Origin of the sequence: Idiomarina aminovorans (assembly GCF_023155095.1) — a bacterium.
GTDB classification, from domain to species: Bacteria; Pseudomonadota; Gammaproteobacteria; order Enterobacterales; family Alteromonadaceae; genus Idiomarina; species Idiomarina aminovorans.
Window position 1 is genome coordinate 61,241 of the sequence record NZ_JAKNDA010000001.1, and the last position, 26,278, is coordinate 87,518.

The following is a 26,278-nucleotide window of genomic DNA, read 5'->3' on the forward strand; positions in this document are numbered from 1 at the left end:
TCGCGTCTGTAAGCTCAATCTTAAGACTGTGTGTGACAATCGTTGCATTAACTAAAAGCTGGCTCGATTCTTGAATAAAACACCGCAGGTTCAACTTTTTGACGCAACAGGAAGACGTATGGCGGGCGGTGCCGAAAAGTTAGTAAATTTTAGAAATTTCACGCAGAACAACGTGCATCTGATCAAAGGTTTCGGAACACCTTTGGCTATTATGGCTATTCTGGCGATGATTGTGTTGCCGATTCCGGCCATGGTGCTGGATATTTTGTTCTCGTTTTCAATTACCTTGTCACTGGTGGTTATGCTGGTGGCGGTTTACACCCAACGTCCACTCGATTTTGCCGCATTTCCCACGGTATTGCTTATCGCTACGGTTTTGCGCCTGAGTTTGAATGTTGCCTCAACGCGTATCGTGTTGCTGGAAGGGCACAACGGCCCCGGCGCTGCAGGCTCGGTAATTGAAGCCTTTGGCAGCGTGGTTATTGGCGGTAACTACACAGTGGGTCTGGTGGTGTTTGCCATTCTGGTTATTATTAACTTTGTGGTTATCACCAAAGGTGCCGGCCGTATTTCAGAAGTCACGGCACGCTTTACCCTGGACGCCATGCCGGGTAAACAAATGGCGATTGATGCGGACCTTAACGCTGGCCTGATTAACCAGGAAGAAGCCAAAACCCGGCGCGGCGATGTAACCCGCGAAGCGGACTTTTACGGCTCTATGGATGGTGCCAGTAAGTTTGTTAAGGGTGACGCCATAGCCGGTATCTTAATCCTCTTTATTAACATTATTGGCGGGTTGCTGATTGGTATGATCCAGTACGGGCTGACGTTTAATGAGGCTGTTGAAGTTTATACGCTGTTAACCATTGGTGACGGCCTGGTCGCGCAAATTCCCTCACTATTACTGTCGGTTGCAACCGCCATTATCATCACTCGCGAAAACGACAGTAAAGACATGGGCGATGCAGTTGTGTTGCAGCTGCTGGAAAACCCTAAAGTCTTGGTAATTACCAGTTCTGTGTTATTTGCTATGGGCGTTATTCCCGGCATGCCGCACCTGGCGTTTTTAAGCATGTCAGCGGTGTTGGCCGGCGCTGCTTATTTCAAACTGAAAAAGTCAAAAACCGAAGAAGGCGAACTGGTCGAGAAAGAACAAGAACAGCAAGTTCAGCAAGCACAGCAAAAAGAGCTGAGCTGGGACGACGTGCGCCATGTCGATACCATTGGTCTGGAAGTCGGCTATCGCCTGATTCCGTTGGTGGATAAGCAACAGGGCGGGGAGCTGCTGTCCCGGATAAAAGGCGTGCGTAAGAAGCAGTCTCAGGAGTTTGGTTTTCTGGTACCCGCCGTACATATTCGGGATAACCTCGATTTAGGCCCGAACAGTTACCGCATTACGTTAATGGGGGTGACCATGGGGGAGGCTGAAATTCGTCACGACTGGGAAATGGCGATTAATCCGGGTCAGGTATTCGGTGAGTTAGACGGTGAGAAAACAACCGATCCTGCTTTTGGTCTGGATGCGGTCTGGATCCGCCCGGAACAACGTGAACACGCACAAACCTTAGGCTATACGGTGGTTGACGCTGCGACAGTCGTAGCAACACACTTAAGCCAGATAGTGACAAATCACGCGTCTCAGTTATTGGGTCATGAAGAGGCGCAAGAGCTTCTGGATCGCTTGGGTCGCACTCATCCTAAACTGGTTGAAGGGTTAGTGCCGGATCTTCTGTCCTTGGGTAACTTTGTAAAAGTACTGCAGAACTTACTGGATGAGGGTATCGCCATTCGCGATATGCGCACCATAGTGCAGACATTAGTTGAATACGCGGGCCGCAGTCAGGACCCCGAAGTGTTAACCGCCGCAGTCAGAATTTCGTTGCGCCGTTTAATTGTCCAGGATATTGCTGAAGGGGCCGCAGAATTGCCTGTCATAACTTTGGCACCAGAGTTGGAACAGATGTTGCATCAGTCATTGCAAATGGCGGGTAATGACGGGAATCAGCAAGGCGCCGGAATCGAACCGGGTTTAGCCGAACGTCTGCAACAGTCATTACGCGAAGTGCATCAGCAGCAGGAAATGAATGGTGAACCTTCAGTGCTGCTGACCTCCGGGCTTCTGCGGTCAACCATGGCGCGTTTTGCGCGTCACGCTACCGAGGGTATGCGGGTGTTGTCCTACCAGGAAGTGCCGGATGATAAACAAATTCGTATTGTCAGCTCAATTGGTGGACAACAAAACGGTGGTGAACAAACTGCCACACAAGAGTAACGGGAGTCGCTTGTGAAGATTAAACGCTTTTTTGCCGAAGATATGCGCCGTGGGTTGCAGCAGGTCAAAGAAACCTTAGGGGCCGATGCTATTATTTTGTCTAATAAGAAAGTGAACGGTGGTGTTGAGCTGGTTGCTGCCATCGATCCCGATGCGCAGCAGGAACAGCCGATGTCTGAGCAAACAACGAACGAACATACAGCATCGCAAACACCGGAAGTGCCCGCTGAATCTTTGCAGGAGCTGTTACAGCGCCAGGCGCAGGCCGAGCCCTCTGCACCAACTGAAACAACAGAAGCTGTTGCAGAGCCGACGCGTCGACCTGAACCGAAACCAGAACCATCAGAATTCGCGAACACTCAGTTAAACCAGGATATATTCCCTGAACAAATGAATGCACCGGCAGCGGACGACTCCCAGGCCATTGCTGAACTGCGCTCGCAGGTTAATGGCATTCGCCAGTTACTGGAACATCAGTTAAGTGGTTTGATGAAGCAGGAAATGGATCGCGAAGAACCCACCCGTGCTATGTTGATGAACCGCTTAATAGCTATGGGCCTGAGTGAACGGGTGGCGGATCAGATTGCCTGCTTTATTCCCGAAGGCGGTTCAGATGATGAAGCCTGGGAGCAGACCTTACATTTATTAGAGGGTCAGCTTAATACCACTTCCGACGATATTTTGACACGCGGTGGTGCGGTTGCCTTAGTGGGCCCGACCGGCGTTGGTAAAACAACGACCATTGCAAAACTTGCCGCTCGTTATGCACAGCGCCATGGCGCAGATAAAGTGGCATTAATTACTACGGATACCTTCCGTATTGGGGCGAGTGAGCAATTGCAGACCTATGGTCGTATAATAGGTTGTCCGGTAAAAGTTGCTAAAAACGCGCAGGAACTGGCAGATGCTTTACTGGCGCTGCGTCAGAAGAGTTTAATTTTGATTGATACCGCCGGTATGAGCCAGCGCGATAAGCGTCTGAGCGATCAGTTGAGTCAGCTTATTCAGAACTCGCGCTTACGAATTCGTCCTTATTTGGTACTCTCCGCGACATCGCAGAGTCAAGTACTGATGGATGCGGTTAAGCAATTCAAAAAATTACCATTATCCGGATGTATTTTTACCAAACTGGATGAATGCCTGAGTTTGGGAGAAAGTATCAGTGTAGCCATTGAACACGGCCTGCCAGTTGGTTATTTAACCAATGGCCAACAAGTGCCCGAAGACATTCGGGTAGCCGATGCCAACTTCATGGTTGCCGAGGCGGAGCGCTTGCTTGATAAAAGCATTTGTCCCTCAGTGTCAGACGTGCCAAAATCATATTGGAATGCGGCGTTTTCTCGCTGAATGAGCCGATTTAATAGGAAGCTGTTGTCAATATAGTCATAAAAAGAGATACGCCCGATGGATCAAGCAAACGGTCTGCGAAGAATGAAACAATCAAAAGTAAAAGTGATTGCGGTAACCGGAGGTAAAGGTGGCGTGGGTAAAACCAATGTGTCACTGAACATGGCTATTGCAATGGCAAAACAGGGCAAACGAGTGTTAGTGCTGGACGCCGATTTAGGCCTGGCTAACGTGGATGTCATGCTCGGTTTGCGTGTTGAGCGCAACCTTTCTCATGTGTTGAGTGGTCAATGTGAACTGGAAGACATTTTGATTGAGGGCCCGGCTGGAATAAAAATTGTTCCGGCAACGTCGGGTACCCGTTCTATGGTGGATCTCAGCGAATCTGAACACGCTGGCTTAATTAGAGCTTTCAGCCAGTTGCAAAGCGATTACGATACCCTAATTGTGGATACTGCAGCCGGTATTGGTAATACCGTTGTGAGTTTTGCCCGCGCCTCGCAGGATGTTTTGGTGGTAGTCTGTGATGAACCCACATCTATTACCGATGCTTACGCACTCATTAAAGTATTAAGCCGTGAACAAGGCTTGTTTAAATTTAAAGTGGTTGCCAATATGGTGCGCAATATGCGTGACGGGCAGGTACTGTTTAATAAGTTAACGAAAGTAACCGACCGGTTCTTAGACGTTGCTTTGGAGCTGTCGGCAATTATACCTTTCGACGAAAACCTGCGTTTAGCCGTAAGAAAACAACAAGCTTTTGTAATGGCTTACCCGAAATCACCAGCTTCGTTAGCAATAAAAGCGCTGGCTAAAAAAGCAATTGACTGGCCTGTTCCGGCACAAGCTGGCGGTCATTTAGAATTTTTTCTTGAACAATTGATAACTTCTGCCGATAAAGACAGTAAGCGGGATGTTGCCAATGAATAAAGCTGCCGTTTATGCCGCCAATGCTGACAACCGGAATGCTATTATCGAACAGCATACCGGACTGGTTAAGCGTATTGCACACCACATGATGGCTAGATTACCAGCCAGTGTGCAAGTGGATGATTTGATCCAGGCTGGTATGATTGGTTTATTAGAAGCTGCGCGCAACTTTGATAACAGTAAAGGCGCCAGTTTTGAAACTTTTGCCGGCATTCGAATTCGTGGTTCGATGCTGGATGAAATTCGTCGTGGCGACTGGGCCCCACGTTCGGTACACCGTAACCACAGGCGTGTGTTAGAAGCCATTCGTCAGGTTGAAAACGAAACCGGACGAGACGCAAAAGATACAGAAGTGGTCGCGAAACTTAATATGGGTATGGATGAATACCACCATATTTTGCGGGATGTCAGCTCTGGACGAATTGTTGGTATTGAAGATTTAGGCGTGTCGGAAGATGCGTTAATGCCAGAGCAGGTAACGGGTTCAGCTTATGAACCACAAAAAGATGTTGAGAACGCAGCTTTTCATAAAGCCCTGGTTTCGACAATATCTTCGTTACCAGAGCGTGAAGCTTTAGTGCTTTCGTTGTACTATGATGAAGAATTAAATTTAAAAGAGATAGGTGAAGTGCTGAGCGTGAGTGAATCACGTGTCAGTCAGATTCACAGTCAGGCAATGTTGCGACTGAAGTCGCGAATGCAAAATTGGGTTGAATAAACTTTGGTGGTAATCGAGAGCCTCAGTGGAGGGTGCTTTGGATAAAAATATGAAAATTCTTGTTGTGGATGACTTTTCTACAATGAGACGAATCATTAAGAACTTACTTCGTGATCTTGGTTTTACCAATATACAGGAAGCTGATGACGGTAATACAGCATTACCCATGTTGCAGAACGGTGATTTCGACTTTGTCGTAACCGACTGGAATATGCCGGGTATGCAGGGAATCGACTTGCTGAAGGAAATTCGCAAGGACGATAACCTGGCGCACTTGCCGATCTTAATGGTAACGGCTGAAGCTAAACGAGAACAGATCATTATGGCGGCTCAGGCCGGCGTCAATGGTTATATTGTGAAACCGTTTACAGCTGTAACCCTGAAAGAAAAACTCGACAAGATTTTCGAACGAATCAGCTAAAGGGCGAATGACTATGTCGGATAACGCCCATGATCTTTCTCTGGAGCAAGCTAAGGAACTCGTAGCCTTGCTTGAAGACGGGAAACAGCAACAGGCTAACCAATTACTGGAAGATGTTTACAACCGTCGAAATGACAAGTTGTTTACTTCTGTAGGCCAGTTGACACGGGATCTTCACGATGCGCTTCAGGACTTTCAGGTCGATCCCCGCATTGTGCAAATGATGGAAGATGATCTTCCCGACGCGCAGAACCGTTTGCTGTATGTGATCGAAAAAACCGAAGATGCTGCGAACCGAACGATGGATGCGGTAGAAGCTTGCCTGCCTCTTGCAGACGATATGCAGCAGAGAGTTGAGAAAGTGATGCCGGCCTGGAATCGATTGATGAGTAACGATATTGAGTTAAATGAATTCAAGTCTTTATGCCATCAGGTCGATGACGTACTTAAGGGTTGCGGTGAAAACATGCCTCAGGTGCATGGACTGATGACTGAAGTACTTATGGCGCAGGACTTCCAGGATATAACCGGGCAAGTTATTCGTCGGGTGATTCAGTTAGTCGAGGACGTTGAAAAGAATCTCATCGAATTACTTAAGATATTCGGAAAAGAAGAAGAGCGTCGCAACGCAGAGAAAGCAGCCTCTGCACCTGATGAAAAAGAGGCAGGGGTTGCTGAAGGCCCAATCATAGACGCTGACCAGCGTAATGATGTGGTTGGCGGACAAGACGAAGTGGACGATTTGTTGTCCAGTTTAGGTTTCTAGGAGCATCAGTCGTATGAGCTTTGATATGGACGAAGACATTCTGCAGGATTTTTTGATCGAGGCCGGAGAAATACTCGAGCAATTATCTGAACAGCTAGTTGAACTGGAGAATGATCCAAACAACAAAGACCTGTTGAATGCTATTTTCCGTGGTTTCCATACGGTAAAAGGTGGCGCAGGCTTTCTATCGTTGGGTGCTTTGGTTGATACTTGCCATGGTGCGGAGAACGTATTCGACACCCTGCGTAATGGCCAACGTACTGTTACTTCCGATTTAATGGACGTTATTTTGCAGGCGCTGGATACCATCAATGTCCAGTTTACGCAGGTGCGCGCTAAAGAAGATCCTGAAGCTGCATCGCCTGAGCTGCTGGAATTACTGCATAAGCTCAGTCAGCCCGAATCGGAAGATGAAGAGCCTGTTAAAGCGCCTGAACCGGAAGCCAAATCAGAACCAGAACCAGAACCAGAACCGACCTCTGAAGCCGCAGACAGCAGCGAAAGCATCGATGAAATTCAGGATGATGAGTTTGAAGCTTTACTGGACGAGTTGCATGGTGAAGGGCACGGACCCGGTAAAAAAGAAGAAAGTGAAGCCAAAGCGGATAAACCAGCCAATAATGATGACAGCGATGAAATAACAGACAACGAGTTCGAATCATTACTGGATGAATTGCACGGTAGCGGCAAGGCGCCTCAAAGTGCCGAAAAAGCCCAGGAAAAGCAAAAGGAACCAACAAAAGACGACGAAATTACGGATGACGAATTTGAGTCATTGCTGGATGAATTGCATGGCAGTGGCAAAGCGCCGACGCCTAAAGATGATAAACCAGCGAATGAAACCCCGGCAAAAGAAACGCCAAAGAAAAAGCCAGAGGAAAAGCCGCAGCCAGAACCGAAACCAGAACCTAAGGCAAAATCAGAGAATAAGCCAGCCGGGGCAAAAGCGCCCGATAAAAAACCGGCTGCACCGGCCCCTCCGCCAGCCGAAACAACGGTCCGGGTTGATACCAAACGTTTAGATGAAATTATGAACATGGTAGGCGAGCTGGTTTTAGTACGTAACCGGCTGCTCAGCCTGAGTAATTCTGATGAATCAGACAGTGCCGAAATGGGGAAGGCCATTTCTAACCTGGATGTTGTCACCGGAGACTTACAGGGCGCGGTGATGAAGACTCGTATGCAGCCCATTAAGAAAGTCTTTGGTCGTTTTCCCCGGGTTGTGCGTGATTTGGCTCGCAGCCTGAAGAAAGAAATAAACCTTGAGATGTATGGTGAAGATACTGACCTTGATAAAAACTTGGTTGAAGCGCTAGCCGATCCTTTGGTGCATTTGGTCCGTAACTCTGTGGATCATGGCATTGAAATGCCTGACGAGCGTGAAGCAAACGGTAAATCCCGTGCCGGAACCGTTACTTTATCGGCTTCGCAGGAAGGTGACCATATCATGCTATCGATTAAAGACGATGGTGCGGGTATGGATGCAGAGAAACTCAAAGGTATTGCCATTAGTAAAGGTATTCTGGACACCGATTCTGCAGCGCGTTTAAGTGATGAAGACGCTTATAACTTGATTTTTGCGGCTGGCTTCTCAACCAAAGAGGCCGTGTCGGACATTTCAGGTCGTGGTGTTGGTATGGATGTGGTTAAAACTAAAATTGCTCAGCTTAACGGTAGCGTCAAAATTCAGTCAGAGCTGGGTAAAGGTACTGAATTGCTGATTAAAGTACCGTTAACGTTAGCGATACTGCCAACACTGATGGTGGCGGTAAGAGATCAGGCATTTGCGTTACCTCTGGCGGTTGTCAGCGAAATTATCGACCTGGATATGAAACGCACCAACACCGTTGATGGCCAGCTCACACTGATTGTACGTAACCGTGCAATTCCTCTGTTCTTCTTAGAAAAATGGTTGGTTCGAAATCATGATGGCTCGAGCCGTAAAGAAGAGGGGCATGTGGTGGTTGTGCAAACAGGAAACCAACAAGTTGGCTTTGTGGTGAACGCACTGGTTGGTCAGGAAGAAGTGGTTATAAAACCATTGGATAAGTTATTGCAGGGTACACCGGGAATGGCCGGAGCAACTATTACCAGTGATGGTGGTATTGCTTTGATAGTAGACGTACCGAGCATGCTTAAGTATTACGCAAAACGATAACCGGATGCACCGTTCATGACAGTAAAAGTTCTCGTGGTAGACGACTCGGCGTTTTTCAGACGCCGGGTGACTGAGATTTTGGAACACAATACCAACATTAAGGTGATTGGTACCGCTAACGATGGTGAAGAAGCTGTTGCGCAAAGTCGTAGTCTTAAGCCAGACGTTATTACCATGGACATTGAAATGCCGGTAATGAACGGTATTGATGCCGTTAAAGCGATAATGGGCAGCAACCCTTGTCCTATCTTGATGTTCAGTTCACTAACTCACGAAGGTGCGACGGCTACGCTGCAAGCGATGGAAGCTGGTGCGGTGGACTTTCTTCCGAAAAAATTTGAAGATATAGCCCGCAACCGCGACGAAGCGGTGAAAACCTTACAAGATAGAGTGCTGGCAATTGCGCGCCAGCCGATTAGCAAAACTCGTGCACGACCATCGTCACCAACGCCGGCTCCAAAGCAACCGGAACGAAGCTCTGAGCCGACCTCTGCACTGGATCGTATTCGTCAGCGTAATAACGAATTGCAAAGCCAGCGCGAGAGTCATGCGAGAACGGCAACTTCGGCGGGTGCGTTAACGGTTAACCGGTCCTATCAACTATTGGCGTTAGGGACTTCAACCGGTGGCCCTGTAGCATTGCAAAAGATACTCACACAATTGCCGGCAAATTTTCCGTACCCCATTGTGATGGTGCAGCATATGCCGGCTGCTTTTACCAAAGCCTTTGCGCAGCGCCTTGATGGTTTGTGTCAGGTGCATGTGAAAGAAGCTGAGGACGGTGAGGCATTGAAAGCCGGCACGGCTTATTTAGCGCCGGGTGGCAAACAAATGATGGTTGAAGGGCGGGCCGGAAGTGGCCGATTACGGATAAAAGACGATACCAGCGAACGTATAACGTACAAGCCCAGTGTAGATTTAACGTTTGGCAGCTTATCTAAATGTTATATGGGTAAAGTGTTTGGCGTTATTCTGACCGGAATGGGTGCTGACGGCCGTGAAGGTGCCCGTATGCTGAAAGATCAGGGAGCTACTATCTGGGCTCAGGATCAGGACAGTTGTGTTGTTTATGGTATGCCTCAGGCAGTGACTCTGGCGGGAATTTCTACCCGCAGTATCAGTCTTGAAGGAATGCCCCGGGCGATTATGAAAGAAGTCGGTTACAGCGGCTTGTAGCAGGATGAGTGAATGATCGTATGGACAGTAGCTAATCAAAAAGGTGGGGTCGGTAAGACTACTACAACCGTCGCGCTGGCAGGCCTTCTGGCTGAACAGGGTAAGCGGGTTCTCTGTATTGATACTGATCCGCATGCATCATTGACCTATTATTTTGGTATAGATTCAGAAGAGCTTGAAAGCAGTTCATTTGATGTTTTTAGTTCAGGTAAAGCCGTCACTGCTAATTTAATAAAGCAGAGTATTCTGCAAACCGAATTTAAAGACCTGAGTGTTATGCCTGCAACGATGGCATTAGCAACCCTGGATCGTAAGCTGGGAACTCAGGGGGGCATGGGTCTGGTATTAAAGCGCGGCCTGGCAATGGTGGCTGATGATTTCGATTATGTATTGATCGATGTTCCGCCGGTGTTAGGGGTTCTTATGGTCAATGCACTTGCCTGCTGCCAACGGGTACTTATTCCTGTTCAAACGGAATTTCTGGCGCTTAAAGGTCTGGAGCGTATGATGCGCACGCTGACTCTTATTCATAAGTCGCGCGGCGAAAACTACGCTTATACGATCATTCCAACGCTTTATGATAAACGGACCAACGCCTCTTTACAGACGTATAAAAAACTCATTGCGCGCTATGGCCGCAGGGTCTGGAATGGCATGATCCCGATAGATACAAAATTCCGGGATGCCTCTAATGAGCAGCAACCACCTAACGTTTACGCACCGAAGTCGCGGGGCGTATTGGCTTATCAGTCATTACTGACCAATTTACAGCAACTGGCAGCAGGTTGATTATGAATACTAAACGCGACCACAGTGAAGCCGCCATGGCAGAGTATCTCGATGCCTTATTGGTCGAGGAACAAACGGTTGAGTTTGATAATGAGCCGGTTAAGCGTTTACTTGAACAAGCAGCTCCAAAGATTCAGGCGGTCGCTCAGAAAGAGACGGTGAGTTTAAACCGCGACCGGGATTTATTACCTTTAGTTTCTGTAAAAGCGGACGATATCTATAAAGAGCCAGAGGTTGAAACTGTTCAGCAAGCTGCAGTAGACACTTCAGAAGTCGTAGACGTTGAAGTTGAAGAGGAAACCGTAATAGCAACTTCTGAGGCGGTTGATGTACCTGAAGAGTCTTTGCCGGACGCTATGTCTGAGTATATGGAACAGGACTTTCAGGCTCTGTATTTTAAAGTCGCCGGGTTAACTTTGGCGGTACCGCTAAAGAGTTTAGGCGGTATTCATCAACTGGGTAAAATGAGCTCTTTGATGGGTAAGCCAGAATGGTTTCGGGGTATTATGACCGAGCGGGACAATAAGCTACAGGTGGTTGATACTGCTCGCTGGGTGATGCCGGAAAAATGTACGCCAGAGCTGGAAGAAAGCCTGGAATATCAGTATTTGATTACATTGAATGACAGCCCCTGGGGTTTATTGTGTGAAGAGTTAGTGACTAGCGAGCCGTTGCAGCCGCAATCGATTCAATGGCGTAAAGAGACGAATAATAAACGACCCTGGCTAGCCGGGGTTGTCCGTGACAGAATGTGTGCATTGCTCGATGTTAACGCATTGATTACACTTCTGGATAAAGGTCTGGGACATATCCAGCAGAATTAATAACGCTTGGCGGAGTAAGACATGAGTAAAGACAATCGCGCTATCAAGAATGAAACTGACGTTGATAATAATGACGAAGTTCTACAGTGGGTCACTTTCCAGCTGGAACAGGAAACTTACGGTATCAATGTAATGCAGGTTCAGGAAGTTCTGCGCTACAGCGAAATTGCTCCGGTACCGGGTGCGCCTAGCTATGTTTTAGGCATTATTAATTTGCGCGGTAACGTGGTTACGGTTATTGATACCTGCCTGCGTTTTGGTTTACAGACAACAGAAATCACTGATAACGCTCGTATAGTGATCATCGAATCTGAACAACAGGTGATTGGCATACTGGTTGATAGCGTAGCTGAAGTTGTTTATCTGAAAACCTCAGAAATTGATAGTGCGCCGAATGTCGGTACTGAGGAAAGCGCCCGTTTTATTCAGGGAGTCAGTAATCGTGATGATGAGCTGTTAATTCTGGTTGATTTGGATAAGATGCTGACTGACGAAGAGTGGGATGAGATTTCCCGTTTAAGTTAAATGATGACGAACGGGTTATTTGTAATTTCAGCGCTGGCTTTTGGGCTGGCGCTCATTGCTTTAGTGGCGGTGGTTATAACGTCGCGGCGGCAGGCTGAATTAATTGAACGCCAGCAGCAGCGTTTGCTAATGTTGACAGAAACAGCCAGCGAAGTGTTGGCTTTACGAGAGCAGTTCAAGCAACAGCCTGAGTTGTCAGTAAAGCCTGATTTTGCGCAACAACAGGTTGTTGCGCAATTACAGCAGCAAGTTGCTCAATTAAATGATGAACAGCAACAATTGCAGCAGAGGTTACAGGAAGTCGCAGAGCAGGATCCGGGCAGTAAATTGTATCAACGGGCTGCTAAATTAGTTGCCAGCGGAGCCCGTGTCGATGAGCTCATGCAGGAGTGCGATCTACCGCAGGCTGAAGCGGAGTTGCTTATTTCTCTGCATAAAAAAGGCGCTTAGGCGCGTGTTAACCTTCCTCCCATTGTCGGGGGAATCTGCCATCCAACAAGTAAGCAAAAGCGATAATTTCAGCAATAATAATATACAACTCTCTGGGGATCTCATCACCCACATTCAGTTTTGCCAGTGAATCTGATAACAGGGGATCTTCATGCACTAATACGCCATGCTCTTTGGCTATCGCAATAATTTCTTCAGCAAGCTCATCAAACCCCCGGGCAATAACTTTGGGGGCATTAAAGCCGTCGTAAGACAGACCAATAGCTTGTTTTTCTTTTTTATCACTCATACTGTCACCCGGATGATACCGCTGTGTTGTTGTGCCAGATTATCCGGAATTTTGCCTTGCTGGACTCTCAATTTAACGCTATTAACCTTTAGCTCTTCCAGCCTTTTTTCAAGTTTCTGTACATTGCCCTCAACAACTTTCTGCGCTGCTTTTGTTTCGGTATAAAAATCAATTGAAGAACCTTGTGGGTGGTAGCGTCCTTTCACCAGCAGCGGGCCTGTGCTTTCCAACTCAAAACGAAGTGTAAATAGCCACAAGGTTCGGCCATTGTTCTCTTTATTGCTGCTTTCTTGTTCTCTACGAATGAGCAGCTCATGTTGCTGAGGCTTTTGCGAATCGGCCGGTAGCAGAATGTAATATTCGGGTTGCTGAGGTGGCGAGTCCTGCAGTCTGGCCTGGCTGCTTTGGGCTGAGTTTAAAATGCTAGTGAAAAGTTGCAATAATCGCTGTAATTGCTGCTGAGGCAATTGTTGCAGCAAAGCATTTATTCGCTCGCGGACTTCTCCTGCGTTTTCAGGAGCCGGATTCAATACCTGTTGAATCAAGGCCTGAGTGAACTGATTAGGTAACGTTCTGGAAGCCGGGCTGCTGGCTGCTGCTTCGGGCTTTTGCATTGCCAACCCTAATAGCGTCATCAGCATTTGCCCCAGTCCGCTCATTTGTTGGCTGGATTGCGAACTGACCGGGCGCGCTGCAAACCAATCGCTGACCCAGCTTTGTAGCGCTTGCGGACGTTGCATCGATTCCGCTGCAGGCATCTGCTGCAATACCTTAACTAAAAGCTGCTGCAGAGCTTTAGGCGGCGATTGCAAAGCTTCCCGGGCAGCATTAGTGGACAGTCGCCCCGGTGCTTGCTGTACTCCTTCAACAAGGCTGGCCGAAACGGGCTTAGGCCTAATGCTCTCAGGAATGAAACTTTGCAGTGCTTGTTGAAATTGCTTGGGCGTTATTTGCTGAGTTTGCTTTATGGCCAGCCCACTTGCCACAGGAATGGAGGGCTGTTTCGTTGGTTGAGCCGACTGGCCTGGCTGAGGAGTCTGCGGTTTATCTGGTTTTACCGTTTCTTCCCATGGAGCCGGTGGCGCTTTTGGCGGTGCCGGCAACGGCGCAGTAGCAACACGTCCTTGCTCAACAAAGGCTTTAACCAGTTTGGCCGGCAACTGCGTTAACGGAAGCTCTGCTACGGCAACTGGTTTGGCATGACCGGCTCTAAGGCTTAATTGTACAACCGGTAGCTTGGGATCCGGCTGGGTGATAGTAAGCTGCAGTTTACTCAATGTCGTTAACGGCGGCTGCATCTTTTGGGGGGGATTGGGCCATTGCCAGTTATTTCCCTGAATACGCGGCGGTTGCTGACCTTTAGCAGGCTCATACGTTACTGGTAAACTGATTTGGATCAATAACGTTGACATTAATTTTGCGGTGTTTTGCTGAATTAAAGGGGCCGAGTTGGTCGGCGTTTGAGCTGCCTGGCTTTGTTGGTTCGACTGGGCTGAGCCAGTCAATAAATTGCTGGACTGCGGAGTATTGACCGTACCGGTAAAAATTCGCATGAGGCTGGATAATTGTTGCTGTTCGGCACGAGCTAAGGTTCGTTCCGGAGACGCTATCATTTGTTGTAACAGTTGCTTGATATCAGCCATGCGCTTTACCTAATTTTTATGGTAGAATCGTGGGCAGTTGCGTCAGCTTACCAGTAAGGTTCCGGTTGTAAAATCCGCATGACACAAGTTACTTCCACCAACAGCTCACTATTGCACGCAGAGCAGCTAAGCTCAATCCGTGGCGGACGAGTATTGTTTGAAAACCTCAACTTTTCGGTCAGTGCTGGCCAGTTATGGCAGGTTAGCGGACCTAATGGCGCTGGCAAGTCTTCGTTATTACGAATTTTAACGGGGTTATTAGAGCCTTCAGCCGGGGCTGTTTATTTTAATGGTGAACCGTTGAGTCAAAGTTGGTCAGAATTTTGTCAGCAGTTACTGTTTATTGGACACAAAGCGGCGGTTAAAAGCGAATTAAGTGCGCTGGAAAACTTTCACTGGCAGCAACAGTTATCCGCGGTGGGAACTGTCGATGCCTGGGAACTACTAGAAAAGTTGGGACTGTTGGGACTGGAAGACGAGCTAACCGCGAGATTGTCGGCCGGTCAGCAGCGGCGCGTGGCGCTAACCCGTTTATGGGCAACACAAGCGTCTTTGTGGATCCTTGACGAACCCTTTACGGCTTTGGATGTGCAGGGTATTGCGCTATTGCAACAGCGTTTTGTTGAGCATCTGGCAAGCGGCGGAACCATTATTTTCACCTCTCACCAATCGTTAACCCTTTCTGAACTGGCGCCTGAAAAGCTGTTTCTGGACGCTCAGGGAGACGCGCTATGAGTCAGTTGTCCGGTCGCCAAACCTGGTTAACGATACTGAAACGCGACTTGCGTATAGCGGCGCGCCGCCGCAGCGATGCGTTGAACCCTTTGTTGTTCTTATTGATGGTTGTGACATTATTTCCACTGGGCATTGGCCCCGGGCCGGATATTCTGGCTCGCGTAGCGCCGGGCATTATTTGGGTGGCCGCTTTACTGGCGAGTTTATTAGGGCTTGAACGTTTATTCCGGGATGATTTCCAGGACGGAACACTCGAACAAATGTGCTTGTTGCCGCAACCGCTGGCTTTTACGGTAACGGCAAAAATGATGGTGCATTGGCTGTTAAGTGGTTTGCCGTTAGTTATTTTATCGCCGCTACTGGCGTTGCTACTGAGCTTACCCGTACAGGGATGGTGGGCACTGGCGTTAACTCTGCTGTTAGGAACTCCGGCTTTAAGTGCGCTTGGTGCCATTGGTGCCGCGCTTACTTTACAGGTTCAGCGCGGCAGTTCTTTAGTCAGCTTAATCCTTATTCCGTTGTTTATCCCGTTGCTGATTTTTGCCACCGCTGCGGTGGAAAATGCGTCAATGGGGCTTGCCGTTCACGGCCAGTTGGCGATACTGGCGGCAATTTCTGTATTAACCGTAACATTGGCTCCGCTGGCGGTAGCGGCCGGCATTAGAATGAGTGTGAATTAATATGTGGCGATGGTTACATCCGTACGCAAAACCCGAAGCAACTTATAATTTGTTGCAAAAATTTCTGCCCTGGTTTGTGGCTTTAACGTTAGTAACGCTTGTGACAGGTGTTATCTGGGGGCTGGCTTTTGCTCCCGGAGACTACCAGCAAGGCGACAGCTATCGGATCATTTTTCTGCATGTACCGGCTGCCGTTTTCTCTATGGGCGCTTACATGGGCATGGCCATTATGGGAGCTGTCGCTCTTATTTGGCAGATTAAAACGGCGGAATGGTCGATTCCTGCTATTGCACCAGTTGGTGCGGCGTTAACTATTGTCGCATTGTTAACCGGCGCTATCTGGGGCAAACCCATGTGGGGTACCTGGTGGGTATGGGATGCGCGCCTCACATCGGAACTGATTCTATTGTTTCTTTATGTGGGTGTCATGGCGCTTTACTTTGCGTTTGATGATGCCAGAACAGGTGCCAAGGCAGCAGCGATTTTATCGCTGGTCGGAGTAATAAACTTGCCGATTATTCACTTCTCAGTGGAGTGGTGGAATACCCTTCACCAGGGGGCAACGATTACAAAATTTGAGCGTCCGTCAATCGCTACCAGTATGTTAATACCTTTAGTAATTTGTCTGGTCGGTTTTGCATTTTTAACCGTATCACTAGTGATAATGCGGTTAAAAAATGAGATACTCAGGCATGAATTACATCGCCCCTGGGCACAGCAGAAACTGGAGCAAGACTAATGGCTTTTGACAGTTTTACCGATTTTGTCGCTATGGGCGGTTATGGACTTTATGTGTGGTTGTCCTTCTTTCTGAGCTTTGTTGTTCTTGCTGGGGTTGCGTTAGAAACCTTATTTGCGAAGCGGCAACTGGTTAAGAAAAGCGGGCAGTTACAGCAACGTCAACAGCGTCTGGCAAGACGTAAAGCAAGCCGTGCAGCAGTAGGAGACGGTAATGAATCCAAGACGTAAACAACGGTTAACCTGGGTTGCGGTTTTAGTCATCGGGGTGTCTGTGGCAACGGGGCTGATGCTTTATGCGTTGAGTCAGAGCATTGACCTGTTTTATACACCCAGTGAATTGGTAGAAGGTAAGGGTAAAGAGAAACAAAAACCGCAGGTAGGTCAGCGCATGCGGGTTGGCGGTATGGTGGTTGAAGGCTCGGTAGAGCGCAACCGCGAAACGCTGGAGGTGTCGTTTGAAATTACAGACTTAGGGCCCGAAGTGACGGTGCTTTATCAGGGCATTTTACCGGACTTATTCCGTGAGGGGCAGGGAATTGTTGCCCAGGGCAAACTTATTGAACCGACGGTGTTACAAGCCAGTGAAGTTCTGGCGAAGCATGATGAAGAATATATGCCGCCGGAATTGGCTGAACAAATGAAAGGGATAAAACACGTAAACCCTAATGACGTTGAATACGGTGAAAAACAATGATTGCTGAAGCCGGACATCTTGCCATAGCCATTGCGCTGGCCTTTTCAGTATTGCTGGCAGTCTACCCCTTGTGGGGGGCTGCAAAAGGACACGGCGGCATGATGGCGCTAGCCCGTCCATTTGCCTATGGTCAGTTCTTTTTTACGGCGATTGCGTTTGGCTTATTAGTCTGGGGCTTCGTCAGCAACGACTTTAGCATTGCTTATGTCGCAGCAAACTCGAACACTCAGTTACCCGTGGTTTATCGGGTCACGGCGGTCTGGGGCTCGCATGAGGGTTCTTTCCTGCTATGGATGTTAATGCAGGCTGGCTGGATAGCCGCCGTGGCGATATTCTCCCGCTCAATGCCGCTGCCGATGATAGCAAGAGTGTTGGCTATTCTCGGCTTGATCAGCATTGGTTTTTATCTGTACATGCTGACCGTGTCTAATCCATTTGATCCCAGCCTGCCAATGATTCCGGTCGACGGACGGGATTTAAACCCGCTGCTACAAGACTTCGGTATGATTATTCATCCGCCGCTATTGTATATGGGCTATGTCGGGTTTTCCGTGGCCTTTGCTTTTGCAATTGCCGCGTTGTTATCCGGTAAGCTTGATGCCGCCTGGGCGCGCTGGTCGCGCCCGTGGACGCTTGCTGCGTGGATTTTTCTGACACTAGGCATTGCTATTGGCAGCTGGTGGGCATACTACGAGCTTGGTTGGGGTGGCTGGTGGTTCTGGGACCCTGTCGAAAACGCAAGCTTTATGCCGTGGTTGGTAGGCACCGCATTACTGCACTCTTTGTCCGTAACGGAAAAGCGCGGCAGCTTTAAGTCATGGACGGTATTATTGGCTATTTCAGCCTTTAGCTTGAGTTTACTGGGCACCTTTCTGGTACGTTCCGGTGTTTTAGTCTCAGTACACGCATTTGCCTCAGACCCAACCCGCGGTTTATTTATTTTGATACTGCTGGGGCTGGTCGTTGGTGGTTCTCTGATTCTTTACGGTATGCGCGCCGGCAAAATGCAAAGTTACAGTCGTTACGAATTGCTCTCCCGAGAGGTCATGCTGCTGGGGAATAATGTACTGTTAATGGCGGCTATGGTGGTAGTGTTCCTGGGAACCATGCTGCCTTTGGTCCATAAGGAAATTGGACTGGGAACCATTTCCATCGGTGAACCCTTCTTTAATGAAATATACAGTTGGCTGGTTATTCCATTTGCACTGATGCTTGGTTTAGGGCCGTTAATGCGGTGGCGTAGACAGGCTATGAAGCCTTTACTCAAACCATTGGCACTGGCGCTGTCTTTAGCTGTTATTTTAGCTTATAGCCTGCCTAAAATTTGGGCGGATGAGTTACCTGCGTTAGTGGTTATTGCGTTGTTTCTCGCCTTTTGGGTGGCACTTGCAACACTCACTGAAGTACAGCAGACCGTGAAGCAACGCAAGCAAGGCTGGTCTGGACTGACGAAAATATCCGGCAGCCACTGGGGTATGGTGCTCGGGCATTTAGGGTTTGCGGTTACGCTTATTGGTATTACGCTGGTGTCTCACTATGAACAGGAACGTGATATTGCGCTGGCGCCCGGAGAGTCCGTTGAGGTGATGGATTATAATGTGGTGTTCGAAAGCCTGAAGCACCGCGAAGGGCCTAATTATGATGCTGATGAAGGGGTATTTTCGGTCTATAAAGATGGCCAGGAAGTGACTCAGTTAACCAGTGAAAAGCGTTTTTACCGGGTTCAGCGAACGAGCATGACGGAAGTTGGGCTGGATGCCAGCTTGCTGCGTGATATTTATATCGCTATGGGCGAGCCATTGGATAACCAAACCTGGGCCATTCGTTTTTATATTAAGCCTTTCGTACGCTGGATCTGGCTGGGTGCCATCATTATGGCTATTGGAGGCATCATGGCATTGTCCGATAAGCGTTACCGTAAGCGCGGCAAGAAGGAAATAACCAATGAGTAAATTTCGCTGGTTAATTTTATTTGGGCCATTGGTTTTATTTGCCGCGTTGCTTATTTTTTTGTTGAAAGGGCTTGGCAGTGACCCAACCGAGTTAGACTCGGCGCTGATCAATGAGCCTGTACCACAATTTGAAGCCAGTGATATTTATGATACCCAAGTGGTTTACGATCAGTCGGTGCTGAAGGACGGCCCGGTTTTAATGAATGTTTGGGCCACCTGGTGTCCGACATGCCGGGCTGAGCATGAGTTTCTGAATGAACTGGCCTCGAACGGTATACCTATTGTTGGTCTGAATTATAAAGATGACTCGAGGCAGAAAGCGGTAAACTGGTTAAATACTCTGGGTGACCCCTACGTCATTAACTTGTTTGACCCTAAAGGTAAAATTGCTTTTGAATTTGGGGTATACGGCGCTCCCGAAACGTATTTTATCGATCACAAGGGCGTCATTCGTTATCGCCATGTGGGTGATGTGAATGAGCGCAACTGGTCAAATAAACTGCAGGGCATTTATCAGCAGTTGGTGGAGGACGCTAAATGATTCGTTCTTTGCTACTGGCTTTTACTGCGGTTTTGCTGTTGATTCCTGCCGCTGCGGCGGAAAACGAAAACAACTATCAATTTGATAATGAACAGCAGCGCACAACGTATCAACAACTGACAAAAGAGCTCCGTTGTCCCAAGTGCCAGAACCAGAATATTGGCGACTCTAATGCACCCCTGGCAGAGGACATGCGGGACCGCAGTTATCAAATGCTGAAAGAAGGTCAGTCGCGGGAAAAAATTATCGAGTTCATGGTCGCCCGTTATGGTGACTTTGTACATTACCAACCGCCGTTTACGACAGTAACCAGCATCTTATGGTGGGGACCTTTATTAATTGTCATTATTGGTATTGGGATTGCAGTGAGCTTAACCAGAAAGAAAAAGGCGGCGGTAGAATTAACCCAGGAAGAGCGTCAGCGCCTGCAGCAATTGAGGAAGTCCGGCGATGAGTAGTTTATGGTTACTAATGTTATTGATGTTACTGGTTGCTGTGGTATTTGTTTTGCTGGCGACTGGTAAGCAGCGGCGATACCAAAAGCGTCAGGATGAAAACCAACGTTGGTACGAGCAGCGTCTGGCGGAGCTTGGGGAAGAACGTTCCCAACACGGACTACCGGAAGAAGATTATCGGTACGCAAAACAAGAGCTTGATAAAACCTTTTTGAACGATAGCCAGGATGTTGAAGAAAGTGTTCACTGGCACCGCGCTCCTGTTATCGTACCCATTGTATTACTGCTGGTGATTTCGGCAGGGTTGTATTGGGGATTCGGTAGTTGGAAGCTGCAGTTACAGGCAGAAGAAGCGCGTGAACGTTTACCCGAACTGGGCAAAACTTTATTGCAGCAACAGAACCAACAAGCTAGCCGCGAAGACCTGAATACTTTTGCTCTGGGGCTACGGCAAAAGTTGATGCGGGAACCCGATGACGCTGTTGCCTGGTGGATATACGCGGGAATAATGGTCGATCTGGGCGCTCGCGAAGACGCCAACGAAGCTTTTCAAAAAGCATTAGAGCTTGAGCCTGACCGGGTAAACACCTTAGTCAGTTACAGTCGCTTCTTGTTAATGTCTGGTGGTGAAGAAGATCAGCCCAAAGCAGCGCGTATGTTGGCTCATGCCTTGCAGCAAGACCCCGGCAATATTGAAGCTCTGTCGTTATTAGGTTTTGTTGCTTTTGAGCGTCAGGACTGGGAGCAGGCAGTTAGTGCCTGGCAGTTATTAAAACAGCGTTTACCGAAAAATTCTGAGCGTTATCAGGCAGTAGCGAATGCGCTGGAAAGTGCAAAAGAACAACAACAGAAGGCAAAGCTGCAGTTACAGGTTAGCGTTGAGTTACGTGATAATATGCGCCATCACTTGCCAGCTAACGGCACTCTTTTTGTTTATGTAACCGGAATTGAACAACCGATGCCGGCTGCTGTAGTCAGGCAACCGATCAGTGAATTTCCCGTTACCGTAACCTTATCTAATCAAAATGCGATGTTACCAGACTATAAATTAAGCGACCTTGAGCAATGGTTAGTTCATGCAAGAATTTCGCAAGACGAAAAAATAGATAAACAAACGGGTGATCTTGAAGCTGAAACTGTGACTATAAAAGCGGGAGCTTCAACTGATTTAACTTTAACTTTATCAACCCGGGTTGACGAATGAAAAAATATGGATTGTTACTACTCGTTTCTGTGTTTATGGTCGGGTGTTCATCAACACCAGATGACCCCTATGCAGACCCACGTGACCCGTTCGAAGATTTTAACCGGGATATGTGGGAGTTTAACCGTGACGTAGATAAAGCGGTAATAAAGCCGGCGGCTGAAACCTATGAGTATATTCCGCAACCCATCCGCACCTCTTTGTATCAAGCGGTAGAGAATCTAGAAGAACCATCCTCTTTCGTGAACAACCTGTTGCAGTGGAAGGTGGCTGATGCCGGCATCTCTTTAGGCCGATTTATGGTTAATTCTACCGTCGGTTTAGTCGGGCTATTCGATGTGGCCACCCCGATGGGATTAACCAAACGTGAGGAAAGTTTTGGTCAGACGTTGGCGGTATGGGGAGTGCCTGACGGACCTTATTTAATGTTGCCACTAATGGGGCCCACCGTTGTGGTCGATCGTGGCGGCGATTATGCTGATGGTCAATATTTTCCGTATCCGTCGTTAAGCTGGCCTATAGATATTGCCCGTTACGCGATAAAAGGTTTGGAGACGCGTTTACGCCTGCGTGAACAAGAGCGAATGCTGGACAACTCACTCGACCCTTATTCCTTTGTCAAAGACGTCTATTATCAGCGTTGGCAGGATCAAGTTTTTGATGGCAACCCACCACAGCAAGAAGAAAACTTTGACGAGTGGGATGATGACTGGGACGATGAATTCGACGACAAGGATGATTCGGCAGCTGAGTCTTATTGACGATTAGCTATTCCTGAACGATGCTTAGGGTATGATTCATCGCTAAGAGTTGACAATGCCCCGAGCCCACATCGCTTTCATTGAAGATGATCCGGTATTTCAGTCTGTCGTCAGACAGTATCTGATGAATACCGGATATAATGTCCGTTGCGCAGAGAGTGGTGGACAAGGTATAGAGCTTTGCCGAACAGAATGCCCGGATATTGTTCTGTGTGATTTGAAACTGCCCGATATTGATGGCCTTGAAGTGATAGAGAAGCTTCTCAAAGTTTGTGCTCATACGCCAATTATCGTTATTTCCGCCTCGGAAAAAATGTCTGATATTCGTGAAGCTGTCCGTTTAGGCGCCTGGGACTACCTGGTAAAGCCCCTTCAAAATCTTGATATCATTGAAAATGCAGTAGAGCATTGCCTGCAACGCTATCAGCTTGAAGAGACTTATTTACAGGATGTATGGGAGCTGGATGCACACATTGATATTCTGTACCAGAATGACTTGATTGTCGGGCGTTTGGTAGAGGAGCTATTGCCTGAAGGCGAGCTGAGGTTAAATCATTATAAATTTGAGTGCGTGATCAATGATGCAGGACGGGCTCCTGTTTGGATCGATTACCGACCTCTTACAAACGGTAAAGTTTTGGTCGTTATGGCCGCTGCACAGAACGCTACAGAACAGGGTTTGCTGCCGCTGCTGGTATTAAAAACACTGATTGATCCCTTGATACGCCAGCATTTGTCTGGTCATGACAACACGTTGCTGTCACCTGGTGCTTTACTGAGTCATTTAAATCACGAGCTTTGTCATTCACAGGTCAGGTCAGCGTTCGATACTCTGGTCGGTGTTGTTGATACGCTGAAGCACACTTGGCTCTGGGCTCAGGGCGGAGATAAATTTCAGCCTGAGCCAGGAGCAAAGCCTGATTTAGCCTTAGGTATTTGGCAAAATGCAAACTTCCGGGAGCACAAAATTGAACACTTTCACAAGCTATATTGTGCTTTTGAAGGTACTGAACTTACTGTAACTGCTGCGCCTCAAACTGCTTAATGGCTTTATCCAGAAAGGGCAGTGACATATTCAGATTAATGGGTTGCGTAAATAGCGGGTAGCCAATACCAGCGGCTAATAAAGCGGGAACTTTCCACCAGCCTTCAACCTCTACAATAAAGAAGAAAATAAGACAAATAGGTACCAGTTTAGCCATATTACAAATTAGGCGGCGGGGTACCGGCATTTTTTGTTGTGCCATTGACAAAATCATTGCTCTTTCCGTAAAGCTGTAGTTGGACAGTTGCGGAATGTGACGTGAAGAAAAATATAAAGCCATAGTCAATCTTTCATGTGAATTTTGTTAATTGGGTTGCATTATAACATGAGAAAAGGTTATAAACTTGCGCTTCTGAAGTGAACAGAATTAAAGGACAGCTGTTATGGTCAAAAAAGTCGTTATTCCGGTAGCCGGGCTTGGAACTCGGATGTTACCTGCTACTAAAGCGATCCCTAAAGAAATGTTGCCACTGGTCGATCGCCCGCTTATTCAGTACATTGTAGAAGAATGCGCTGCTGCTGGTTTGACCGACGTTATTCTGGTAACCCATTCGAGTAAAAACTCGATTGAAAATCACTTCGATACGAGTTTTGAACTGGAAACGACTCTGGAACAGCGCGTAAAACGTCAACTGCTGGCCGAAGTCAAAGCCATTTGCCCTGAAAAAACCACTATTATGCATGTTCGCCAGGGCGTTGCTAAAGGTCTTGGACACGCGGTTTTATGCGCTCGCCCATTAATTGGAGATGAACCTTTCGCAGTCGTGTTGCCCGACGTTTTGGTTGATGAAGCAAGCTGCAAACTTAACCGTGATAATTTAACGGAAATGGTCAAGAATTTTGAAGAAAGTGGCCATTCACAGGTTATGGTTGAAAAAGTGCCGCAGCAGGATGTCTGTAATTACGGTATTGCAGATATCAATGGCGCTGATTTGGCGCCGGGCGAACAGGCTGGTATTACTCAGTTGGTCGAAAAACCTTCAGTTAAAGACGCACCATCTGATTTAGCCGTTGTTGGACGTTATGTTTTTTCTGCTGATTTATGGTCACTTTTGGAAAAAACCCCGGTGGGTGCCGGCAATGAAATTCAATTAACTGACGCCATGGCTATGCTGCTGGAGAAGCAGCCAGTTAAAGCGTATTACATGAAAGGCAAGAGCCATGACTGTGGTAACAAACTGGGGTACGCTCAGGCTTTTGTTGAGCACGCTTTGCGACACCCCGATTTGGGCGCAGATATGAAAGCGTATATTCAGTCTTTGAAATAAAGGTTCAGCGGGGCTGGTGCTTAAGTATCAGTTCCGCTAATGTTTTTGCACAAGGACCGGTCAGTTCTGCCTTGGGTAATACCATATAAAGACTGCCTTTACGCGAGCTGCTTCCTTCAACTTCAATACGACTCAGTTTGCCCGAGTTTAAGTCCTGTTGGGCTATATAGCTCGGCAGCCAGCAAAAACCCAGACCGTTACGGATTAATCTCAGGGCTTCATCAAAATGGCTGACGGTCCAGCGCTGTTCAGCTTTTAACCAGCCTTCGTCCTCTGCTGGCTGACTCCCACTATCCTGAATAACAATCTGCAAATGTTGTGACAGCTCATTCTGGTTAATGGGTTGTTCCAGTTTGGTCAGTGGGTGATCTGGATGACAAACTAAGTCCATGTTGTACTGACTGATGGGTTCGCCGATAAAACCACGAGGTAAATGATGGGTGATGACGACATCTGCACTTTGCTGTTGAATTTGTTCAACGGTTCCGGTCAAGACAGTATCGTTAATAATTAAACGGCTGCCGCGGCTCTGTTGTTGAAATTCGTTCAGAATGGGAATTAACTGATTGCGGTCAAACACCATTTCTAAAGCCAGTTTAACCTCAGGTTCCCAGCCCTGCTCGAGGTTGTCCGCTAACTGTTCTATTTCTTGAGTTAAACTGGTTAACTGCCGTGAACGGCGAAGCAATACTTCACCCGCGGTGGTTAAATGTGCTTTTCGGCCTCTGACTTCTAATAATTGAACCCCCACCACTTGTTGAAGCTTAGCAACAGCATGGTTAAGAGATGACTGACTTTTATTCAACGTCTCAGCCGCATGTGCATAACCGCCACAGTCAACGACCGCCTGTAAGATACGCCATTGTTCAATGGTCGATTTGGGTCGGTAAATGCTCATTTTGGTCCACTCCGGTAGGCCATTAAACCCGAGCGGTAATAACTGCCCGAATTGGTGCTTGATAACCTTCAATAGTCTTATTAGGGTCTTTTGGATCAAGAAAGTTTGCCAATGACTCGCCGCTCATCCAGTCCGTTCGTCTTTGTTCCTCTGTTGAAGTGGTATTATGGTCGACAATACAAATATCTTTGAAGCCTAACCGCTCTAACCAAACCGACAATGCGCCGGCGCTAGGTAAAAACCAGACATTTCTCATTTGCGCATAGCGTTCACCCGGCATCATTACAGTGGTTTCATCGCCTTCTACAACAATTGTCTCCAGTACCAACTGCCCGCCGGGGCGAATTAAAGACTTCAACTGCTGCAAAAACTCCACCGGTGAGCGGCGGTGATAAAGCACGCCCATGCTAAAAACCGTATCAAAACTCTTAAGCTCCGGCATGTTCTCAATGCCAACCGGGAAGAAATGGGCGCGTTGTTGCCAGGACAGCGGCATTAACTGGCTAATCGCCCGAAACTGCATAAGAAAGAGCTCACCAGGGTCAATCCCCCAAACGCAGTCAGCACCCGCTTCGAGCATACGCCACAAGTGATAACCACTGCCGCAACCGACATCCAGTACCTGGCGACCATTAAGGTTGTCTAAATGCGGTGCAACGCGTTGCCACTTCCAGTCCGAGCGCCATTCCGTATCGATAGCAACACCAAATAAATTAAAGGGCCCTTTACGCCATGGTTGAAGTTGTTGCAAAAGCCCCGTCAGGCGAGCCCGGTCAGCGTCTGAAGCTTCATTTGGATGGCCAACCTGAATGGTGTCGGATAACTCAAGCTGTTTTGCGGTGAGCTCAGGCAATTGTTGTAAAATACGCTGCCAACGCTTTAAGTTACCATGCGGGTTAGTTTTAAATGCGCTCAGTTGCGGGGCCAGGGTATCCAGCCATTGTGCATGAGGGCTTTGCAGAAGCGTGGTAAGTTCTTTGCTAAAATCAACCATAG

Annotated in this window: 29 protein-coding genes; 24 read left to right on the forward strand and 5 right to left on the reverse strand. The window is 47.9% G+C overall.

Translation table 11 applies throughout. From position 1 onward, the window contains the following. Positions 1–118: 118 nt before the first annotated feature. The 12 genes from flhA to L8G48_RS00410 are packed head-to-tail and all read left to right on the forward strand — an operon-like array spanning position 119 to position 12,376. Positions 119–2,272: a flagellar biosynthesis protein FlhA gene (gene flhA / locus L8G48_RS00355; RefSeq protein WP_248262634.1), complete on the forward strand. Its 2,154-nt coding sequence runs from the start codon at positions 119–121 to the stop codon at positions 2,270–2,272. A 12-nt stretch (positions 2,273–2,284) separates the two neighbouring features. Continuing rightward, positions 2,285–3,619, forward strand: coding sequence for a flagellar biosynthesis GTPase FlhF (gene flhF, locus L8G48_RS00360; RefSeq protein ID WP_248262635.1), 1,335 nt, complete (start codon positions 2,285–2,287; stop codon positions 3,617–3,619). A gap of 57 nt (positions 3,620–3,676) precedes the next feature. Further along, positions 3,677–4,549: a MinD/ParA family protein gene (locus L8G48_RS00365; protein WP_248262636.1), complete on the forward strand. Its 873-nt coding sequence runs from the start codon at positions 3,677–3,679 to the stop codon at positions 4,547–4,549. After that, the gene (locus L8G48_RS00370) at positions 4,542–5,267 is read left to right on the forward strand and encodes an RNA polymerase sigma factor FliA (RefSeq protein WP_248262637.1); all 726 of its coding nucleotides are present in this window, start codon (positions 4,542–4,544) and stop codon (positions 5,265–5,267) included. Before L8G48_RS00365 ends, L8G48_RS00370 begins: the two co-directional genes overlap by 8 nt. 37 nt (positions 5,268–5,304) lie before the next feature. Then, positions 5,305–5,688, forward strand: coding sequence for a chemotaxis response regulator CheY (gene cheY / locus L8G48_RS00375; protein WP_248262638.1), 384 nt, complete (start codon positions 5,305–5,307; stop codon positions 5,686–5,688). Between the two features lie 13 nt (positions 5,689–5,701). Continuing rightward, a complete protein-coding gene (locus tag L8G48_RS00380) occupies positions 5,702–6,454 on the forward strand; it encodes a protein phosphatase CheZ (protein WP_248262639.1) in 753 nt (250 codons plus the stop codon). A gap of 13 nt (positions 6,455–6,467) precedes the next feature. After that, positions 6,468–8,612, forward strand: coding sequence for a chemotaxis protein CheA (locus tag L8G48_RS00385; RefSeq protein ID WP_248262640.1), 2,145 nt, complete (start codon positions 6,468–6,470; stop codon positions 8,610–8,612). Between the two features lie 15 nt (positions 8,613–8,627). Further along, positions 8,628–9,788, forward strand: coding sequence for a protein-glutamate methylesterase/protein-glutamine glutaminase (locus tag L8G48_RS00390; protein WP_248262641.1), 1,161 nt, complete (start codon positions 8,628–8,630; stop codon positions 9,786–9,788). A 12-nt stretch (positions 9,789–9,800) separates the two neighbouring features. Continuing rightward, positions 9,801–10,577 (forward strand): ParA family protein, encoded by a 777-nt coding sequence (locus L8G48_RS00395; RefSeq protein WP_248262642.1) that lies wholly within the window; start codon positions 9,801–9,803, stop codon positions 10,575–10,577. Between the two features lie 2 nt (positions 10,578–10,579). Continuing rightward, a complete protein-coding gene (locus L8G48_RS00400; protein WP_248262643.1) occupies positions 10,580–11,401 on the forward strand; it encodes a chemotaxis protein CheW in 822 nt (273 codons plus the stop codon). Between the two features lie 21 nt (positions 11,402–11,422). Beyond that, positions 11,423–11,926, forward strand: coding sequence for a chemotaxis protein CheW (locus tag L8G48_RS00405; RefSeq protein WP_248262644.1), 504 nt, complete (start codon positions 11,423–11,425; stop codon positions 11,924–11,926). Further along, positions 11,927–12,376, forward strand: a complete 450-nt coding sequence (locus tag L8G48_RS00410; RefSeq protein WP_248262645.1) for a DUF2802 domain-containing protein — start codon at positions 11,927–11,929, stop codon at positions 12,374–12,376. Positions 12,377–12,383: 7 nt separating this feature from the next. Here L8G48_RS00410 and L8G48_RS00415 read toward each other — a convergent pair whose 3' ends face one another. After that, positions 12,384–12,665: an EscU/YscU/HrcU family type III secretion system export apparatus switch protein gene (locus L8G48_RS00415; RefSeq protein ID WP_248262646.1), complete on the reverse strand. Its 282-nt coding sequence runs from the start codon at positions 12,663–12,665 to the stop codon at positions 12,384–12,386. After that, positions 12,662–14,308, reverse strand: coding sequence for a flagellar hook-length control protein FliK (locus L8G48_RS00420; protein ID WP_248262647.1), 1,647 nt, complete (start codon positions 14,306–14,308; stop codon positions 12,662–12,664). Before L8G48_RS00420 ends, L8G48_RS00415 begins: the two co-directional genes overlap by 4 nt. A 78-nt stretch (positions 14,309–14,386) precedes the next feature. Between L8G48_RS00420 and ccmA the strand changes: the two genes are divergently transcribed. The 11 genes from ccmA to L8G48_RS00475 are packed head-to-tail and all read left to right on the forward strand — an operon-like array spanning position 14,387 to position 23,116. Next, a complete protein-coding gene (gene ccmA / locus L8G48_RS00425) occupies positions 14,387–15,043 on the forward strand; it encodes a cytochrome c biogenesis heme-transporting ATPase CcmA (RefSeq protein WP_248262648.1) in 657 nt (218 codons plus the stop codon). Then, the gene (gene ccmB, locus L8G48_RS00430; RefSeq protein ID WP_248262649.1) at positions 15,040–15,723 is read left to right on the forward strand and encodes a heme exporter protein CcmB; all 684 of its coding nucleotides are present in this window, start codon (positions 15,040–15,042) and stop codon (positions 15,721–15,723) included. The genes ccmA and ccmB overlap by 4 nt, the downstream gene beginning before the upstream one ends. Position 15,724: 1 nt before the next feature. Continuing rightward, a complete protein-coding gene (locus L8G48_RS00435) occupies positions 15,725–16,462 on the forward strand; it encodes a heme ABC transporter permease (RefSeq protein WP_248262650.1) in 738 nt (245 codons plus the stop codon). After that, positions 16,462–16,692 carry a heme exporter protein CcmD gene (ccmD, locus tag L8G48_RS00440; protein ID WP_248262651.1) on the forward strand — a complete coding sequence of 77 codons (231 nt, stop codon included), beginning with the start codon at positions 16,462–16,464 and terminating at the stop codon, positions 16,690–16,692. The genes L8G48_RS00435 and ccmD overlap by 1 nt, the downstream gene beginning before the upstream one ends. Beyond that, entirely contained in the window at positions 16,676–17,158 is a 483-nt protein-coding gene (ccmE, locus tag L8G48_RS00445) for a cytochrome c maturation protein CcmE (protein WP_248262652.1), read from the forward strand. The genes ccmD and ccmE overlap by 17 nt, the downstream gene beginning before the upstream one ends. Then, a complete protein-coding gene (locus L8G48_RS00450; protein WP_248262653.1) occupies positions 17,155–19,110 on the forward strand; it encodes a heme lyase CcmF/NrfE family subunit in 1,956 nt (651 codons plus the stop codon). The genes ccmE and L8G48_RS00450 overlap by 4 nt, the downstream gene beginning before the upstream one ends. Then, a complete protein-coding gene (locus tag L8G48_RS00455; RefSeq protein WP_248262654.1) occupies positions 19,103–19,651 on the forward strand; it encodes a DsbE family thiol:disulfide interchange protein in 549 nt (182 codons plus the stop codon). The genes L8G48_RS00450 and L8G48_RS00455 overlap by 8 nt, the downstream gene beginning before the upstream one ends. Next, the gene (locus tag L8G48_RS00460) at positions 19,648–20,109 is read left to right on the forward strand and encodes a cytochrome c-type biogenesis protein (RefSeq protein WP_248262655.1); all 462 of its coding nucleotides are present in this window, start codon (positions 19,648–19,650) and stop codon (positions 20,107–20,109) included. The genes L8G48_RS00455 and L8G48_RS00460 overlap by 4 nt, the downstream gene beginning before the upstream one ends. Beyond that, positions 20,102–21,310 carry a c-type cytochrome biogenesis protein CcmI gene (gene ccmI, locus L8G48_RS00465; RefSeq protein ID WP_248262656.1) on the forward strand — a complete coding sequence of 403 codons (1,209 nt, stop codon included), beginning with the start codon at positions 20,102–20,104 and terminating at the stop codon, positions 21,308–21,310. The genes L8G48_RS00460 and ccmI overlap by 8 nt, the downstream gene beginning before the upstream one ends. Further along, the gene (locus tag L8G48_RS00470) at positions 21,307–22,071 is read left to right on the forward strand and encodes an MlaA family lipoprotein (RefSeq protein ID WP_248262657.1); all 765 of its coding nucleotides are present in this window, start codon (positions 21,307–21,309) and stop codon (positions 22,069–22,071) included. Before ccmI ends, L8G48_RS00470 begins: the two co-directional genes overlap by 4 nt. A 55-nt stretch (positions 22,072–22,126) precedes the next feature. Continuing rightward, positions 22,127–23,116, forward strand: coding sequence for a response regulator (locus L8G48_RS00475; protein ID WP_248262658.1), 990 nt, complete (start codon positions 22,127–22,129; stop codon positions 23,114–23,116). On the opposite strand, the gene L8G48_RS00480 is transcribed toward L8G48_RS00475, so the two are convergent. Further along, positions 23,085–23,396: a DUF6170 family protein gene (locus L8G48_RS00480; protein WP_248262659.1), complete on the reverse strand. Its 312-nt coding sequence runs from the start codon at positions 23,394–23,396 to the stop codon at positions 23,085–23,087. The genes L8G48_RS00475 and L8G48_RS00480 overlap by 32 nt on opposite strands. Before the next feature lie 103 nt (positions 23,397–23,499). Between L8G48_RS00480 and galU the strand changes: the two genes are divergently transcribed. Continuing rightward, the gene (galU, locus tag L8G48_RS00485) at positions 23,500–24,384 is read left to right on the forward strand and encodes a UTP--glucose-1-phosphate uridylyltransferase GalU (RefSeq protein ID WP_248262660.1); all 885 of its coding nucleotides are present in this window, start codon (positions 23,500–23,502) and stop codon (positions 24,382–24,384) included. A 4-nt stretch (positions 24,385–24,388) separates the two neighbouring features. Here galU and L8G48_RS00490 read toward each other — a convergent pair whose 3' ends face one another. After that, a complete protein-coding gene (locus L8G48_RS00490; protein WP_248262661.1) occupies positions 24,389–25,282 on the reverse strand; it encodes a LysR family transcriptional regulator in 894 nt (297 codons plus the stop codon). Positions 25,283–25,304: 22 nt separating this feature from the next. After that, positions 25,305–26,276, reverse strand: coding sequence for a tRNA 5-methoxyuridine(34)/uridine 5-oxyacetic acid(34) synthase CmoB (gene cmoB, locus L8G48_RS00495; protein ID WP_248262662.1), 972 nt, complete (start codon positions 26,274–26,276; stop codon positions 25,305–25,307). Positions 26,277–26,278 lie beyond the last annotated feature (2 nt).

Coding starts and splice junctions, on each gene's coding strand:
- flhA (WP_248262634.1), top strand. CDS start 119: ATGGCGGGCGGTGCCGAAAAGTTAGTAAATTTTAGAAATTTCACGCAG.
- L8G48_RS00365 (WP_248262636.1), top strand. CDS start 3,677: ATGGATCAAGCAAACGGTCTGCGAAGAATGAAACAATCAAAAGTAAAA.
- L8G48_RS00370 (WP_248262637.1), top strand. CDS start 4,542: ATGAATAAAGCTGCCGTTTATGCCGCCAATGCTGACAACCGGAATGCT.
- L8G48_RS00380 (WP_248262639.1), top strand. CDS start 5,702: ATGTCGGATAACGCCCATGATCTTTCTCTGGAGCAAGCTAAGGAACTC.
- L8G48_RS00385 (WP_248262640.1), top strand. CDS start 6,468: ATGAGCTTTGATATGGACGAAGACATTCTGCAGGATTTTTTGATCGAG.
- L8G48_RS00390 (WP_248262641.1), top strand. CDS start 8,628: ATGACAGTAAAAGTTCTCGTGGTAGACGACTCGGCGTTTTTCAGACGC.
- L8G48_RS00395 (WP_248262642.1), top strand. CDS start 9,801: ATGATCGTATGGACAGTAGCTAATCAAAAAGGTGGGGTCGGTAAGACT.
- L8G48_RS00400 (WP_248262643.1), top strand. CDS start 10,580: ATGAATACTAAACGCGACCACAGTGAAGCCGCCATGGCAGAGTATCTC.
- L8G48_RS00405 (WP_248262644.1), top strand. CDS start 11,423: ATGAGTAAAGACAATCGCGCTATCAAGAATGAAACTGACGTTGATAAT.
- L8G48_RS00410 (WP_248262645.1), top strand. CDS start 11,927: ATGATGACGAACGGGTTATTTGTAATTTCAGCGCTGGCTTTTGGGCTG.
- L8G48_RS00415 (WP_248262646.1), bottom strand. CDS start 12,665: ATGAGTGATAAAAAAGAAAAACAAGCTATTGGTCTGTCTTACGACGGC.
- L8G48_RS00420 (WP_248262647.1), bottom strand. CDS start 14,308: ATGGCTGATATCAAGCAACTGTTACAACAAATGATAGCGTCTCCGGAA.
- ccmA (WP_248262648.1), top strand. CDS start 14,387: ATGACACAAGTTACTTCCACCAACAGCTCACTATTGCACGCAGAGCAG.
- ccmB (WP_248262649.1), top strand. CDS start 15,040: ATGAGTCAGTTGTCCGGTCGCCAAACCTGGTTAACGATACTGAAACGC.
- L8G48_RS00435 (WP_248262650.1), top strand. CDS start 15,725: ATGTGGCGATGGTTACATCCGTACGCAAAACCCGAAGCAACTTATAAT.
- ccmD (WP_248262651.1), top strand. CDS start 16,462: ATGGCTTTTGACAGTTTTACCGATTTTGTCGCTATGGGCGGTTATGGA.
- ccmE (WP_248262652.1), top strand. CDS start 16,676: ATGAATCCAAGACGTAAACAACGGTTAACCTGGGTTGCGGTTTTAGTC.
- L8G48_RS00450 (WP_248262653.1), top strand. CDS start 17,155: ATGATTGCTGAAGCCGGACATCTTGCCATAGCCATTGCGCTGGCCTTT.
- L8G48_RS00455 (WP_248262654.1), top strand. CDS start 19,103: ATGAGTAAATTTCGCTGGTTAATTTTATTTGGGCCATTGGTTTTATTT.
- L8G48_RS00460 (WP_248262655.1), top strand. CDS start 19,648: ATGATTCGTTCTTTGCTACTGGCTTTTACTGCGGTTTTGCTGTTGATT.
- ccmI (WP_248262656.1), top strand. CDS start 20,102: ATGAGTAGTTTATGGTTACTAATGTTATTGATGTTACTGGTTGCTGTG.
- L8G48_RS00470 (WP_248262657.1), top strand. CDS start 21,307: ATGAAAAAATATGGATTGTTACTACTCGTTTCTGTGTTTATGGTCGGG.
- L8G48_RS00475 (WP_248262658.1), top strand. CDS start 22,127: ATGCCCCGAGCCCACATCGCTTTCATTGAAGATGATCCGGTATTTCAG.
- L8G48_RS00480 (WP_248262659.1), bottom strand. CDS start 23,396: ATGGCTTTATATTTTTCTTCACGTCACATTCCGCAACTGTCCAACTAC.
- galU (WP_248262660.1), top strand. CDS start 23,500: ATGGTCAAAAAAGTCGTTATTCCGGTAGCCGGGCTTGGAACTCGGATG.
- L8G48_RS00490 (WP_248262661.1), bottom strand. CDS start 25,282: ATGAGCATTTACCGACCCAAATCGACCATTGAACAATGGCGTATCTTA.
- cmoB (WP_248262662.1), bottom strand. CDS start 26,276: ATGGTTGATTTTAGCAAAGAACTTACCACGCTTCTGCAAAGCCCTCAT.